The sequence below is a fragment of the uncultured Marivita sp. genome, from assembly GCF_947488135.1.
Classification (GTDB): Bacteria; Pseudomonadota; Alphaproteobacteria; order Rhodobacterales; family Rhodobacteraceae; genus Marivita.
The window spans coordinates 291,611-304,460 of sequence record NZ_CANKYW010000005.1 but is presented as its reverse complement, the minus strand read 5'-3'; the positions used below and the strand labels follow the sequence as shown (position 1 = coordinate 304,460).

Here is a 12,850-nt window from a genome sequence, read left to right as displayed (position 1 = left end):
TCCAGAGGTAGCCTGTCATCCCCTCTTCCATGGCATGAAGCCACGCGTCCCTTGCGGGCCTCTCAGCGGCTGATCTGACCGGGATCGGCTGACGCCTCGACCGCCTAGGCCGCAACGGCCGGTCCGGACTTTCTTCCCCTGGCGTCCCCGAAAAGTCTCGGGTCAGCCATTCCTCGCGGAACAAGAAAGACCGGCCTTGCCGTCCTCCGCTGGCGCTGCGGGCCACAGGGGCTGCGTCGGCGGATCGCCCCGGTCCTGACGATCGCCATCGAGGCCGCGATGGGCGCGGGCTCGGACAAGCCAATAGGAGATATGACATGGCCACCATCGGAACCTTCAAGAAGACCGGCAACGAATACGTCGGCGAAATCGTCACCCTAAGCGTTCAGGCGAAAGCCGTCCGCATCGTCCCCGAGGACAGCACCCCGAACGAGAACGCCCCCTCCCACCGCGTCTTCGTCGGCCGTGCCGAGATCGGCGCCGCCTGGTCCAAGCGCTCGACCGAGGGCCGCGACTACCTGAGCCTCAAGCTCGACGACCCGAGCTTCACCCAGCCGATCTACGCCAACCTCTTCGACGACACGGTGGTCGAAGGCGGCGAAGAGACCTTCAGCCTCATCTGGTCGCGCCCCAACACCCGGCGCAACGGCGACTGACAGCAAACCACCCCGCCCGGGATCACCGGGCGGGGTGCGCTTTTCCCTTGTTGGGTTGACCTAGAGCGGTTCGTGGTGCGGATTGTAAACGGCACTTCCGGCCCAAACCGATCCTTCACCGAAACTTCATATGCGGCGTAGCAGCACTCAGATTGGAGCTTTGGCTCGGTTTGCAAACTCCTATGCTTTCGTTTCCCACGTCGTGAACATATGTAGGTTCTGAGCACTCAAGAGCACACAGTGTTCTGGATCCATAGGACAGTTGTATCGGACTTCGACCGAAAGTTGTAACAGTGAAAAACCCAATTCTAGGCAAGTTGCATGACGAACAAGCAAATTACATTTCTAGTCGGTTTCCCTTTTTAAAGACGGTCGAAGATCAAAATTTCATTTCTTTGTGGAAATATATCGAAAGGCGACCACATAAATTTTTCTCTCAGTTTGCCACGGAGCTGTTCCTTCGTGAGTTGGAGCGTCTAAACAAGGAAGACCACAGAGCGTTGCGGCAACTCATTACTGATGAAATCGGCAATATTGACAATGCGTTCCGCTATGTCGAAGAAATCAATGGGTTCCCTTGGCATGACGACGCGTTGCAAGGTGAGGATGACTATCGAAAACTCATGCTTATCGATCAAAATATCAACCCAGCTTACCTACGCCTTACAGAAGCCGTTCTAAAGCCCCTCTTGATGATCCCAGCCTACTTCTCTCGAGTTGGCAGAAACAAGGGTACCGCAAAACTTGAACTTTATGACATTTCAGGTGAGTTGGACGGAACCGATTTTGAGACGCTTCTTCAACCATATGAGGCCGTGATGCGGAATGGCATCGCGCACGGCGGCGTAACTTATGGCACTAACAGAATTTATTACAGGGACAAGAAGGGGAACTCGAAAGACTTTCGAGACAATGAGGTCATTCAAATGTTTGATGATCTATTGGATGTGTGTAACGGAATGGTCGCTGCAATGTCGGGATTCCTGTTGAAGCAACCAGATCCGGAGTACCCTCGGCCTCATCACCTACGGCTGGAGGAATTGCGGGCGGAAACCCAAACACCCTATTGGCAGGTGGTTGGTTGGCTACCTTCCGAGCAAATCAATGGCTCGCAATTGATAGTCTACGTTGAGGTGGCGACCCTTGATTATCACAAAGCATTCTTTTCTTCATTCCAAACGGCTGTGTTGTCAGAACGATTAGCACCTGGCTATGATCGCTACTTCTTATCACTGAACCAGCCAAAGGGATTGCGAGGTTTTGGCGCTTTTTATGGAGGGGCTCTTTCGTACCATCGCAGTCAATGTCATAAAATTGAACGGTATTCGGATGTTCTCGAAGATACCGGTCTCTTCTTTGTGCCGCGAATAAAACTCCCAAAGCTGTTTGGAAAGTTGAGTTCTCTCTGGCTAGCTTTTCGTGTCCACACGCCCTTAGCCGCAGCGGAATATCGACAGAAATCCGGATTGTGTGAAGTAATCGTACGAAATACGAAATTTCATCGGAATTTTTGGGGGACTGTTCTGAATGCTTACGTCGTTCTCGAAAGCAGAGACGATCAAATTGACCAAAGTATTGTACGGCGTCAGTGTAGGGAGATAATTCGTAAATCTTTGCGAAAAGCTCGACATGAAATGTCATATACAAGCCTCTTACGTTATCTTCCCTTAGCATATGCAAGGGTTCACGTTTTCCAGAAAGATTACCGTAGCCGCAAATTAACAAACTTTGGGTTGGCTGAAGATCTGATAGGAACCCTTCAAATCAGACGGATGAGAAGGATCAAAGCACCGGACATTTCTGGATCAACGATCGAATACACACGCCGAATAAGAATTGCTTGGAACCTTCGCTGGATGGAAAATCAAACTGATGCAGGCGACATTGAGGTGTGAGCGCATCATCAATGCTTGGTGTCTTACTGGTACGAGATTGGGTTTCGGCAGAATGTGTCGGAAAGTTTTTTTTGAGCTATCTGAGTATTCGGTTCGTGGCGGCAACGAAATTCCGCTCTCCGCCCTGCCCTAAGAGATTGCGAATCTTCAAGCCTTCGCCTATATGACTAAGTCATACCACGGAGGCAAGCATGACCGTCAAGACAACCCTCAGCTTCACCGACCGCCACCATCGGTTCCTGACCGACAAGGTGGGCCAAGGCGTCTTCGCCTCGCAAAGCGCGGCTGTGGCGGCGGCGCTGGAGCAGATGATGCGTGACGAAGAAGAGCGCGAGCTGGCCCTTGGAGCGATGGCCGAAGAAATCCGGGCGCGGCTCGACACACCGCGTGCCGATTATGTCCCGGCCGAGGACGCATTTGCCGCCGCGCGGGCCCGGCTGCAGGCTGCGCGCAAGACGTGAGCTATCGCATCCGGTTCCATCCGGCGGTCGCGGAGGATCTCGACGCGATCACGCGCTGGCTGATTGACTATGCCGGCCCGCAATCCGCCGCGCGCCGGCTGGACGAGATCGAGGCCACCATCGCCAGCCTCGCTGACCTGCCGCACAAGGGCAGCCGCCGGGACGAGATCGCACCCGGGCTGCGCGCCATCCCTGCAGGCCGCAAGGCCGTGATCGCCTTCACCGTCGACGATGATGCCCGCGAGGTCTATGTCCACGCCGTGACCTATGCCGGGGCCGACTGGATCACGCGCAGCAAATCGCGCGGGCGGTAGCAGCATGACGCGCAAACCTGTCCACAAATGGGCCTTCAAACCCGGCATGCGCGCAAGCGCTTTTGGATGGCGCGGCTCCGCCAAGGCGACCCAGTGGTTGAAATCGGCCAGCGCGGAAATCCGGGCCGTCAATCGCGCGGATCCTGTCACGGCGGCCGACGGCGTGGTCGCATTGGCCGCGCGGATCTGGCCCGCGTTTGAGCATATCGACACCTCCTCGGGCGCACTTGGCACCGCTGTGCGCCGCACGCTGGACGACCTTGTGCCGATCCTGATCGCCGCCCCTGCCGATGAAAAGACGCGCGCAAAATGGTTGGAGCAGTTGCGCGCAGCGATCGAGGACGATGGCGTCGACTACCTCGCCCCGATCTCGGAGCGGTTCGGCGAAATCGCCGCGTATCCCTCGCTCATGACCCTGCATGCCGACCGGGATCTCGCCCTGATCCATCGGGCCTGGTCAGATTGGGAGCGGTATTCCCATGTCGGCACCGCGACCCTCACGTTGTCCTGCCTGCTCGAGGCCGGACGCTATGACGATCTGCTGGCGCTCCTCGCGGTCAAGAAGACCCGGCTGTGGTTCGATGACAAATTCGGGGTCGAAGCCCTGCTTCGACAGGGCCGCGAGGATGACGCGCTCACTTATGCCGCAGCGCTTCTGGAGGGGGATCGCCAGACATGGGGCCATCACGACATCTGCCGGTTTTGCGAGGCGATCCTTGTACGGCAAGGCAAGGCAGACGAGGCCTACCGCAGGTTCGGCCTGCCCACAGCGAGCGGAAACACGTGGCTGGCGATGTGGCGCGATCTGGTCAGACGGTACCCTGACCGGGATGCCCGTGCATTACTGGAAGACCTGATCGCGCTCCACGGTCGCAAGGGCAAATGGTTCGCCGCGGCCAAGACCGCGACGTATTTCGACATCGCGCTCGACTGCGCAGCGGACAGTGAGGCCGCCCCCTCAACCTTGATCCGCGCCGCCCGCGATTTCGCGATCAAGGAACCGGCCTTCGCTGCCGATGTCGCTCTGCATGCGATCAGGCATCTTCTGGCGGGCCGTGGCTATGAACCCAGCCCGTTCGACATCGACGAAGCCGTCGATCACCTGATGACCGCCAGCACACGCATCGACCGGCGGGGCTGGGCCATCGCGGCGCTTCAGCGACTGATGGAGACCACGCCCGGCGATGATCTGATGCAACGCCGCCTTGGCCAGAAGCTGACCGAACTCAGTGCTGAATAGCGGATTGATCCCTGTCGAGAAGCAGCCTGCACGGCGCGATGAAACCAACCAATGCCCTGACCTGACCTCGCAATTTTCGAACCAACAGACGACCGCCCAGACGATCGATCACGATGATCGGGAACGCACATCTCCTTCGGCGCGTTCTTCGATCAGCTTCGCCGGTGCCACATCCAGATGCGCCGCGACCCGCTGTAGAGTTTGCAACGTGACATTCTGCTGGCCGCGTTCCATTGCGCTGACATGGGCGCGGTCGACATCCATCGCCGCCGCCAACGCGGCCTGTGTCAGCCCGCGCCGTTGGCGGTAGTGCTTGAGATTCCTTGCAAAAACAACGCGGATGTCCATCCGCGAGTAAAGAACCTATCGCGTATTTTGGTGCGACGTATTATAATACTCATCTGCGGTTTGACTGACCGCAATCCGACCTTGCACATGCAATCTGATGTGCTGTTATGAGCCTTAACGCCCAACGGCGAGGGGGAATCATGTCTGCCACCGGCACCACGCCGATCGCTGATCTCGCACCACAAAGCGATGAGCTGACCGATTACGACCACGCGCATATGACGCTGTACTTGCGCCTGTTTGATGCCGCTGAAAGCGGTGCCAGCCTGCAGGAAGTCAGTGAGATTCTGTTCGGGATCGATGCCGCCGAGGAACCAGAGCGTGCCAAAAAGATGTACGACAGCCACCTCGCCCGCGCCCGCTGGATGACGGAGCACGGCTATCGCAAGCTGCTTGAGGGCCGTACGGGCTGAACTTCGCCCGATCCGTCTGAGATCGGCGAACACCCGCGCAGGTTGCGCAAAGTAACCGTTCCTGCCGTCGTTTTGACGCGTCACCAAGCTATACTCATCGTTCATCGAAACAGCTGACGCGGAGCTTCGCCATGACCAAGGATTGGCAAGACGAAACGGCGTACAAGCATTTCGACAGTCTCGACTTGTCCGGACTGGCCTGGGAATGCTTACGCCGCAATTCCGACTATCGCGCCAATTACCCGCAAATGCGGGATGGATTGAAAACACCGGCCGCATGGGGATTGCGATTTCCCGGTTGATCCGGACATCGACGCACCCAATGCACCCGTGTTCTGGACGCCTTCAATCGCCCCGGCAGCGGTCGGGTATGCTGTGCCTATCCCAGGCGGCGACACCGCCGCGCCGCACATCGATGCAGATGATCTGACCGTCATCGGAACGCAGGACGGCTTGATCTATGTGCGCCTCGCAACAGGCGCATTGCTTGTGCTGGATGCCAAAAGCATCCAACGCCCGATTGGGATTCTGGTGCCGCTGGACGAACATTGGGCGGCACGGGTGGACACACTCAAGGCCCTCCGTGTGCAATTGCTGCGCCAGAAACGAACCCCTCCGCCCCTGACAACGCAGCAGCGACGGCGCATTCAGCTTGCACTGCGCACGCTCGATGCGCGCCGGGACCGTGCCAGCTACCAGACGATAGCGCGGCATCTGTTCGGCGCGGAGGCTGTGTCGCGCGAGCATTGGAAGACCAGCTCCCTCAAGGCCCAGATCACCCGACTGACAGCCCATGGCACGCATCTGACCACCAAAGGCTATCGCTTTCTCCTTCTCGGCAAAGGACCCACTGGGCGCTCCAAGCCGCGCAAGTGATCACCGCGCGATCTCCGAAAATCGAACCCTCATCAGGCCCTGATCCTGTTGGCCTTTGGGGGTGACGTTTTCGCGCCGTGATCTTCGTCATCCCTCCCCATAGCGATCTTCCGTTTTGATGACCTCCGACAGCCCGCGACGCGCCGTCGCGCGGCCTAACAGCCGGAGATGCTCAAATGCCCGACCCAAATGAAGGACTCCCGCCCCGCTACCTCAGAACCCCGGAAGCCGCCCGATTTCTCGGCCTGTCTGGCCGTACGCTGGAAAAACACCGGACCTACGGGACCGGCCCGCGCTATTCGAAAATCGGCGGACGTGTCGTCTACGCGGTCGACGATCTGCAGGCCTGGGTCACACGAGGCGAGAAAACCTCGACCTCGGACGAGACTGAAGACCGCGTTTTACCCGCCAAACGCCATGCCGCCGTTTCGCCGGCCTATCTGCGGCGGGGGCGCTGAGCCGATGCAGACACTTGTCCACCTCACCTGGATCGAAGGGCGCATCGAGCGCTGGATCCGCTTCGGTCGGATTGCCGAGGAAACCATCCTGACGCGCACGGAAAAGCGCGTGGCCTTCGCCCCCGGCGCAATCTTCGCGCTCGTCCGCTGGTCGTCGAACGACCACGGCACTGTTGAAAGCCGGATCGATATTCTGCGCGCCGTCGGTGCAGGCGAGCCCTGCTCGACGGTGCCCTGTGTGACACCGGGCGGCCAGCTTTTGCTGCGTCTCTCCGGCTGGCCCAAGGTCGAGGCGGCCCTGCGGTCCGTCGATATTGTGGAAAGTTATGGCATCGCGCCGGAAGATGTCTGCCCCGATCATTGGCGGCACGTCCACAACCGCCTGACCGCTGCATTGGAGCCCCGGCCCTACAGCCCTGCCCGGCATGCGGCATGGCTCAAGCGTCGCGTGGTGACGACATGAGCGCGGCGGCCCCTCCCCTCCTCGCGGCCGGTTTGTCCCTTGGTCTGCTCGCAGCTGCACAGATCGACCGCGCACCGCGCCTGATCTGGAACGCCTCAGCAAGCGTGCCGATCGGCCTCTACGTTGTTCGAGCGTCAAACCCGCCATCGCTGGACGATCTCGTCGCCGTGCGCCTGCCGGAAGACCTGTCATCCTGGGTGGTTGAGCGCGGCTATATCGGTGCGGATACCTTGCTGTTGAAACGCATCGCGGCCGTCTCGGGCATGACCGTCTGTCGCGATGGTCTCGATATCACCCTCGACGGTACCGTTGTTGCCGAGGCAGCATCGGCTGACCAACAGGGCCGCCCGCTTCCCCGTTGGACGGGATGTGTCACGCTGGAGTCAGACGAGGTTTTCTTGCTCGTCACCGGTGTCGCCGACAGCCTCGATGGACGCTATTTCGGGCCCTTGTCAGCGGATACGATCCTTGGGCGTGCCATCCCTCTTTGGACATTTGGGCGGGCGGAAGATGCATAGTCTTGAACCCGGGCACAGGCGTCGGCACGCGGGCGTCACAACCGCGCTTGTACTGATCCTCTGCATGCCGATCACCGTGGCACCGTCCGCCGTGATCGCTCAGGACCGCAGTGTTCCAGCATCTGAGCAGCAACCCATCGACATCCATATCGCAGAAGCCGCGCGCAGGTTCGGCATCCCGCAGCCCTGGATTCGTGCCGTCATGGAGGTCGAGAGTGCGGGCAATCCACGCGCGGTCAGCCACGCAGGCGCCATGGGGCTCATGCAGATCATGCCCGGCACCTGGGCCGAATTGCGCGCAGCTTATGGGTTTGGCGATGACCCCTTCGATCCACGCGACAACATTCTGGCCGGTACCGCCTATCTGCGACAGATGTACGACCGGTTCGGGTCACCCGGCTTTCTCGCGGCCTACAATGCCGGGCCTGCGCGCTACCAAGAGCACCTTGATACCGGTCGCGCATTGCCGCTTGAAACCCGCAATTACCTCGCCATCCTCGCGCCACTCATCGCCGACGGGACCAACGTTGCGCAGGCAGTCAGCCGCCCGCACCGGACGCAGGACTGGCGCGACGCCCCGCTGTTCGCGGCGACGGCCGAGGCGGGTCAACCCCCCGGCGATGACGCCCAACGGATTGCGTCTGACGCGTCTCAGAACGGCATATTCGTGCCTCTCAGCAGGGGGCGAACGCCATGATCCGCGGAATCGCACCATGGCGAGGTCTGGAATGCCCGGGCGCAAGAATGTGCCGGAGAGGGTCGACGCGCAGGGTCTCAACAGAAAGAGCGCGAGATAAAAGAGGTGCCGCAAGCGGACCTCAAGCTGTTGTTTCTCTGCGAGGATTTGCGCCGCACATCCAAGCTGTATGCCGCAGGACTTTATCTAAAATTCTGATTTTGCGATATTCTTTGTGCGGCAGCTGGTCTTGGAAGCGAGTGCAGCCATGACCCGGCGCGACGACGACCTGCGTATCCGCCCCGGACGTATCCGCGACGGCGGCAGGACCTCTAAGCAATCGACACGCTTCGTCAACGAGGTGATGCGCGCTGCGCGGAAATCCGGACATACCGGCTATCGCATCGGCGCGGGCAGCATGCGTTCCGGCAACACCTCTTTCGGGCGCGGACGGTTTGCCCGAACGGCCAAAGGCCTGACTCGCACCTCCCGGCGCGTCGTCGTGAAGGCCCGCGTCGTGCGCCACCAGGGCAAGCGCTTTCGCTCCGCGCCCATGGCCAAGCATCTCGGCTACCTGCAGCGCGATGGCGTCGGTCAGGACGGGCGCGACGCCGACTTGTTCGGGTGTGAACGCGATGATCTCGACCGGGGCGGATTTGCGGCGCGCTGCGAAGAGGACCGGCATCATTTCCGGTTCATCATCTCGCCGGAGGACGCGGCCGATCTCGAAGATCTGCGCGCCTTCACCCGGGATTTGATGGCCCGTGCCGAACGGGATCTCGGCACCACGCTCGACTGGGTCGCCGTCGATCACTGGAACACCGATAATCCGCATATCCACATTTTGGTGCGTGGAAAGGCCGACGATGGCCGCGATCTCGTCATCTCGCGTGACTACATCAGCCGGGGGCTTCGAGCGCGCGCAGAAGACCTCGTACAACTGGAACTGGGCCCCCGCAGCGCGCGGGAGATTTCCCAAGCGCTCGAAACGCAGGTCACGGCGGAACGCTGGACTGATCTGGACCGGGGCCTACGATCCCTGGCGGACGATCATGCCGGCATCGCCGACCTGCGGCGCGGAACGCCGGAACCCCGCGATCCGGAGCTGCGCCGCTTGATGATAGGGCGTGCCCAGACACTGGAGAGGCTCGGGCTGGCCGAACAAATAGCCCCTGCCGTCTGGGAGTTGAAACCGACTGCCGAAGACACTCTGCGCGAGCTCGGGATGCGCGGCGACATCATCAAACGGATGCACCGAGCCATGGGCGCCGACCGGGAGCGCGCAGCGGGTGATTTCGCCATCGAAGGCACGCCCACCGCCCCGATCCTCGGGCGGCTCGTGGAACGCGGCTTTCATGATGACCACGCCGGGACCGGCTACGCGATCATCGACGGTGTTGACGGTCGCGTACATCACCTGCGCTTCCGGAATCTCGATGCGACCGGCGACACGCCGCAAGGTGGCATCGTCGAAACCCGGCTCTGGACAGGGAAGACGGACGGGACACCGCAACTGTCTCTTGTCGGTCGTTCCGATCTGTCGCTGGCCGCCCAGGTCGAGGCGGATGGCGCCACTTGGCTCGACCGCCTGCATCTTGCCCGGGACCGCGCGCCGCTGAGTGGCGCCGGATTTGGCGCAGATGTTCGCCAGGCCTTGGAGCGCCGCTCGAATCACCTTGTCGCCGAAGGCCTCGCCCGCCGGCAAGGGCAGCGGGTCACCTTTGCCCGCGATCTGCTGGCCACCCTGCGCAACCGCGAACTGGACGCCATCGCTCAAGACCTCAGCACACAAACCGGCCTCCCCTACTACAAGCCGACCGAGGGCGAACCCGTCGCAGGGACATTCCGCCGACGCTTCGATCTCGCCTCGGGCCGCTTCGCCATGATCGATGATGGCCTCGGATTTTCGCTCGTCCCCTGGACCCCGCAACTCGAACGCCATCTCGGCCAGACTGTTACGGGCACGATGACGCCGGGCGGCGGGATCGACTGGGGCCTCGGGCGCAAGCGCGGGCTGAGCCTCTGAACAGAAAGGACATCACCATGAGCCGTCAGGACACGTCATCGGCCACCAAGATCCTCTGGGGCCAGATCATCATCGTCAGCATCGTGGCGCTGCTCTTTGTCTGGGCGGCGACACAATGGGTCGCGTTTCGTCTGGGATTCCAACCCCAGCTTGGCGCGCCTCTCACCGCCCTCTTCGGCCTGCCGATCTATCGCCCGTGGCAGGTCTTCACCTGGTGGTACTGGTACGACGCTTACGCGCCCCGCGTCTTTATGGAAGGAGCTGCAATCGCCGGCGCAGGTGGGATCGCCGCGATTGCCGTCGCCATCTTGCTGTCCGTCTTGCGGGCGCGCGAGGCGAGCGACGTGACAACCTATGGCTCTGCCAGATGGGCAAGCCCCAAGGATATCACCGCCGCCGGGCTGTTCGCAGACGACGGGGTCGTGCTGGGCCGTCTCGACAAGCGCTACCTCCGGCATGATGGTTCGGAACACGTGCTTTGCTTCGCGCCCACCCGCTCCGGCAAGGGCGTCGGCCTGGTGATCCCAAGCCTGCTGACCTGGCCCGGCTCCGCGATTGTCCACGACATCAAGGGCGAGAACTGGCAGCTGACGTCTGGATGGCGGGCGCGGTTCGGGCGCGTCCTGCTCTTCGATCCGACCAACGGGGCCAGCGCCGCCTACAATCCGCTGCTCGAGGTCCGACGCGGCGAGCGCGAAGTCCGTGACGTCCAGAACATCGCCGACATCCTGGTCGATCCAGAAGGCCAGCTCGAGCGGCGGAACCATTGGGAGAAGACCAGCCATTCCCTTCTGGTCGGCGCAATCTTGCATGTCCTCTATGCCGAGAAGGACAAGACCTTGGCAGGCGTCGCCGCCTTCCTGTCCGATCCGCGGCGTGCCATCGCCGCCACTCTGACTGCCATGATGCGGACCGCCCATCTCGGAGATCGCCCGCATCCTGTTGTCGCTCAAGCCGCGCGCGAGCTGCTGAACAAGTCGGAGAACGAACGCTCCGGCGTCCTGTCCACGGCCATGTCCTTTCTCAGCCTCTACCGCGACCCCGTGATCGCCGCCGTGACCCAACGCTGCGACTGGCGGATCAACGATCTGGTCTCAGATGCGCGGCCGCTCACCCTTTACCTCGTGGTGCCGCCTTCGGACATTTCCCGCACCAAACCGCTGGTCCGGCTGATCCTGAACCAGATCGGCCGCCGTCTGACTGAGGAGCTGCACAACACCAACCGCAAGCACCGTTTGCTGTTCATGCTCGACGAGTTCCCCGCCCTCGGCCGTCTCGACTTCTTCGAGTCCCAGCTCGCCTTCATGGCGGGCTATGGCCTCAAGGCCTTCCTGATCGCCCAATCGCTGAACCAGATCGAAAAGGCCTATGGCCAGAACAATGCCATCCTGGACAACTGCCATGTCCGCGTCGCTTTCGCGACCAATGACGAGCGCACGGCCAAGCGCCTGTCCGATGCCCTCGGCACCACGACCGAACTGCGCGCGATGAAAAACTATGCCGGGCACCGCCTGTCACCCTGGCTCGGCCACCTGATGGTCTCACGCCAGGAAACCGCCCGGGCCTTGCTTACCCCCGGTGAGATCATGCAGTTGCCGCCCGATGACGAAATCATCCTCGTGTCGGGTGCGGCACCGATCCGGGCACAAAAAGTGCGGTACTTCCGCGATGCGCAACTGACGGCGAGAATCCAAAAGCCGCCTAGCGTAGAAGCATCTGCAGCAATCAGCACGGCGGGAACCGACGATTGGAGCAGTCTTCAGCCGATCATGCAAGCTCAGGAAGCTGATACGAACAAGCCCGCTGACGATGCAGATGGCGGCATCCGAAGAGAACCTGAGATCCCCGAGCATGAGGATGTGGCGCCTGAGTTGCCGTTCCCGCGCGAGGAATTCGCCGCCCTCGAAGACGAACCCGATGACGAGGCCCAACGCGCCCGCGCCATACAGACCCGCTTCCGCGCCGTCGCGCGTCAAGCGGCCCTCGATCCGGATGATGGCATCGACCTGTGAGGTGACGACATGAAGAAAGCCAAGATCACCGCCTATGTCGACGCAGCCCTCTTCGATGAAATCGACGCGCTGGCCGCTCGGCGGCGCGTCCCCAAAACCCAAGTCATCGAGGCGGCGCTGGCGTCATTCCTATCCCCCGACAGCGCCGAACAGAGCGAGGCCGCGATCGTCCGAAGGCTGGACCGCCTGAACCGGTCGCTCGAACGGCTGGAACGCGATCAGGAGATCACGACGGAGGCGCTGGCGCTGTTCGTCCGCTTCTGGCTGACGACGACGCCCCCCCTCCCCGATGACACCTACGCGGCGGCCAAGGCGAAGGGCAAAGAGCGATATGGCGGCTTCGTTCAGACGCTCTCACGTCGGTTGGCGAAGGGATCAACTCTCACCAAAGAACTCGTTCAAGATCTACCAGCAGGACAGACAGACCCAACCAAAGGTACACAATAAATCCTTGCTCCGGCGAATATCGATCCAACAACTGGAAGTAGAAGCCC

The 12,850-nt window shown here is 61.1% G+C and carries 16 protein-coding genes; 15 read left to right on the top strand and 1 reads right to left on the bottom strand.

The features are described 5' to 3' along the window. Positions 1-317: 317 nt before the first annotated feature. From Q1B16_RS15725 to Q1B16_RS15705, 5 genes are all read left to right on the top strand, one after another. Positions 318-656, top strand: a complete 339-nt coding sequence (locus tag Q1B16_RS15725; protein WP_299790787.1) for a DUF736 domain-containing protein — start codon at positions 318-320, stop codon at positions 654-656. A gap of 293 nt (positions 657-949) precedes the next feature. Next, positions 950-2,551 carry a hypothetical protein gene (locus Q1B16_RS15720; RefSeq protein WP_299790784.1) on the top strand — a complete coding sequence of 534 codons (1,602 nt, stop codon included), beginning with the start codon at positions 950-952 and terminating at the stop codon, positions 2,549-2,551. A 191-nt stretch (positions 2,552-2,742) separates the two neighbouring features. Then, complete coding sequence (locus Q1B16_RS15715) at positions 2,743-3,012, top strand: hypothetical protein (protein WP_299790780.1); 270 nt, start codon at positions 2,743-2,745, stop codon at positions 3,010-3,012. Then, positions 3,009-3,326, top strand: coding sequence for a type II toxin-antitoxin system RelE/ParE family toxin (locus Q1B16_RS15710; RefSeq protein WP_299790777.1), 318 nt, complete (start codon positions 3,009-3,011; stop codon positions 3,324-3,326). Before Q1B16_RS15715 ends, Q1B16_RS15710 begins: the two co-directional genes overlap by 4 nt. Positions 3,327-3,330: 4 nt before the next feature. Beyond that, the gene (locus Q1B16_RS15705) at positions 3,331-4,566 is read left to right on the top strand and encodes a hypothetical protein (RefSeq protein ID WP_299790774.1); all 1,236 of its coding nucleotides are present in this window, start codon (positions 3,331-3,333) and stop codon (positions 4,564-4,566) included. Between the two features lie 108 nt (positions 4,567-4,674). Here the strand turns inward: Q1B16_RS15705 and Q1B16_RS15700 are convergent, their stop codons facing one another. Continuing rightward, positions 4,675-4,914 (bottom strand): helix-turn-helix transcriptional regulator, encoded by a 240-nt coding sequence (locus tag Q1B16_RS15700; RefSeq protein ID WP_299790771.1) that lies wholly within the window; start codon positions 4,912-4,914, stop codon positions 4,675-4,677. Positions 4,915-5,054: 140 nt separating this feature from the next. Between Q1B16_RS15700 and Q1B16_RS15695 the strand changes: the two genes are divergently transcribed. The 10 genes from Q1B16_RS15695 (at position 5,055) to Q1B16_RS15650 (ending at position 12,803) form a co-directional block, all read left to right on the top strand. Next, positions 5,055-5,327 (top strand): DUF2285 domain-containing protein, encoded by a 273-nt coding sequence (locus tag Q1B16_RS15695; protein WP_299790768.1) that lies wholly within the window; start codon positions 5,055-5,057, stop codon positions 5,325-5,327. Between the two features lie 131 nt (positions 5,328-5,458). Next, a complete protein-coding gene (locus tag Q1B16_RS15690) occupies positions 5,459-5,629 on the top strand; it encodes a DUF6499 domain-containing protein (RefSeq protein WP_299790765.1) in 171 nt (56 codons plus the stop codon). Positions 5,630-5,702: 73 nt separating this feature from the next. Beyond that, entirely contained in the window at positions 5,703-6,203 is a 501-nt protein-coding gene (locus Q1B16_RS15685; RefSeq protein WP_299790762.1) for a DUF2285 domain-containing protein, read from the top strand. Between the two features lie 176 nt (positions 6,204-6,379). Then, entirely contained in the window at positions 6,380-6,661 is a 282-nt protein-coding gene (locus Q1B16_RS15680; RefSeq protein WP_021100692.1) for a helix-turn-helix domain-containing protein, read from the top strand. A gap of 4 nt (positions 6,662-6,665) precedes the next feature. Beyond that, entirely contained in the window at positions 6,666-7,124 is a 459-nt protein-coding gene (locus Q1B16_RS15675; protein ID WP_299790759.1) for a DUF2840 domain-containing protein, read from the top strand. Further along, positions 7,121-7,642 carry a S26 family signal peptidase gene (locus Q1B16_RS15670; protein WP_299790756.1) on the top strand — a complete coding sequence of 174 codons (522 nt, stop codon included), beginning with the start codon at positions 7,121-7,123 and terminating at the stop codon, positions 7,640-7,642. The genes Q1B16_RS15675 and Q1B16_RS15670 overlap by 4 nt, the downstream gene beginning before the upstream one ends. Beyond that, positions 7,635-8,339 carry a lytic transglycosylase domain-containing protein gene (locus Q1B16_RS15665; protein WP_299790754.1) on the top strand — a complete coding sequence of 235 codons (705 nt, stop codon included), beginning with the start codon at positions 7,635-7,637 and terminating at the stop codon, positions 8,337-8,339. Before Q1B16_RS15670 ends, Q1B16_RS15665 begins: the two co-directional genes overlap by 8 nt. Positions 8,340-8,586: 247 nt before the next feature. Continuing rightward, positions 8,587-10,344, top strand: a complete 1,758-nt coding sequence (locus Q1B16_RS15660) for a DUF3363 domain-containing protein (RefSeq protein ID WP_299790751.1) — start codon at positions 8,587-8,589, stop codon at positions 10,342-10,344. A 17-nt stretch (positions 10,345-10,361) separates the two neighbouring features. Continuing rightward, a complete protein-coding gene (locus Q1B16_RS15655; RefSeq protein ID WP_299790748.1) occupies positions 10,362-12,356 on the top strand; it encodes a conjugal transfer protein TraG in 1,995 nt (664 codons plus the stop codon). Positions 12,357-12,365: 9 nt separating this feature from the next. Continuing rightward, positions 12,366-12,803 carry a ribbon-helix-helix protein, CopG family gene (locus Q1B16_RS15650; protein ID WP_299790745.1) on the top strand — a complete coding sequence of 146 codons (438 nt, stop codon included), beginning with the start codon at positions 12,366-12,368 and terminating at the stop codon, positions 12,801-12,803. The last annotated feature ends 47 nt before the right edge of the window (positions 12,804-12,850 follow it).

Bases quoted from the DNA above. Each gene is read 5' to 3' on its own strand.
- Q1B16_RS15725 (WP_299790787.1), top strand. From the start codon at position 318: ATGGCCACCATCGGAACCTTCAAGAAGACCGGCAACGAATACGTCGGC.
- Q1B16_RS15715 (WP_299790780.1), top strand. From the start codon at position 2,743: ATGACCGTCAAGACAACCCTCAGCTTCACCGACCGCCACCATCGGTTC.
- Q1B16_RS15705 (WP_299790774.1), top strand. From the start codon at position 3,331: ATGACGCGCAAACCTGTCCACAAATGGGCCTTCAAACCCGGCATGCGC.
- Q1B16_RS15700 (WP_299790771.1), bottom strand. From the start codon at position 4,914: ATGGACATCCGCGTTGTTTTTGCAAGGAATCTCAAGCACTACCGCCAA.
- Q1B16_RS15695 (WP_299790768.1), top strand. From the start codon at position 5,055: ATGTCTGCCACCGGCACCACGCCGATCGCTGATCTCGCACCACAAAGC.
- Q1B16_RS15690 (WP_299790765.1), top strand. From the start codon at position 5,459: ATGACCAAGGATTGGCAAGACGAAACGGCGTACAAGCATTTCGACAGT.
- Q1B16_RS15680 (WP_021100692.1), top strand. From the start codon at position 6,380: ATGCCCGACCCAAATGAAGGACTCCCGCCCCGCTACCTCAGAACCCCG.
- Q1B16_RS15675 (WP_299790759.1), top strand. From the start codon at position 6,666: ATGCAGACACTTGTCCACCTCACCTGGATCGAAGGGCGCATCGAGCGC.
- Q1B16_RS15670 (WP_299790756.1), top strand. From the start codon at position 7,121: ATGAGCGCGGCGGCCCCTCCCCTCCTCGCGGCCGGTTTGTCCCTTGGT.
- Q1B16_RS15665 (WP_299790754.1), top strand. From the start codon at position 7,635: ATGCATAGTCTTGAACCCGGGCACAGGCGTCGGCACGCGGGCGTCACA.
- Q1B16_RS15660 (WP_299790751.1), top strand. From the start codon at position 8,587: ATGACCCGGCGCGACGACGACCTGCGTATCCGCCCCGGACGTATCCGC.
- Q1B16_RS15655 (WP_299790748.1), top strand. From the start codon at position 10,362: ATGAGCCGTCAGGACACGTCATCGGCCACCAAGATCCTCTGGGGCCAG.
- Q1B16_RS15650 (WP_299790745.1), top strand. From the start codon at position 12,366: ATGAAGAAAGCCAAGATCACCGCCTATGTCGACGCAGCCCTCTTCGAT.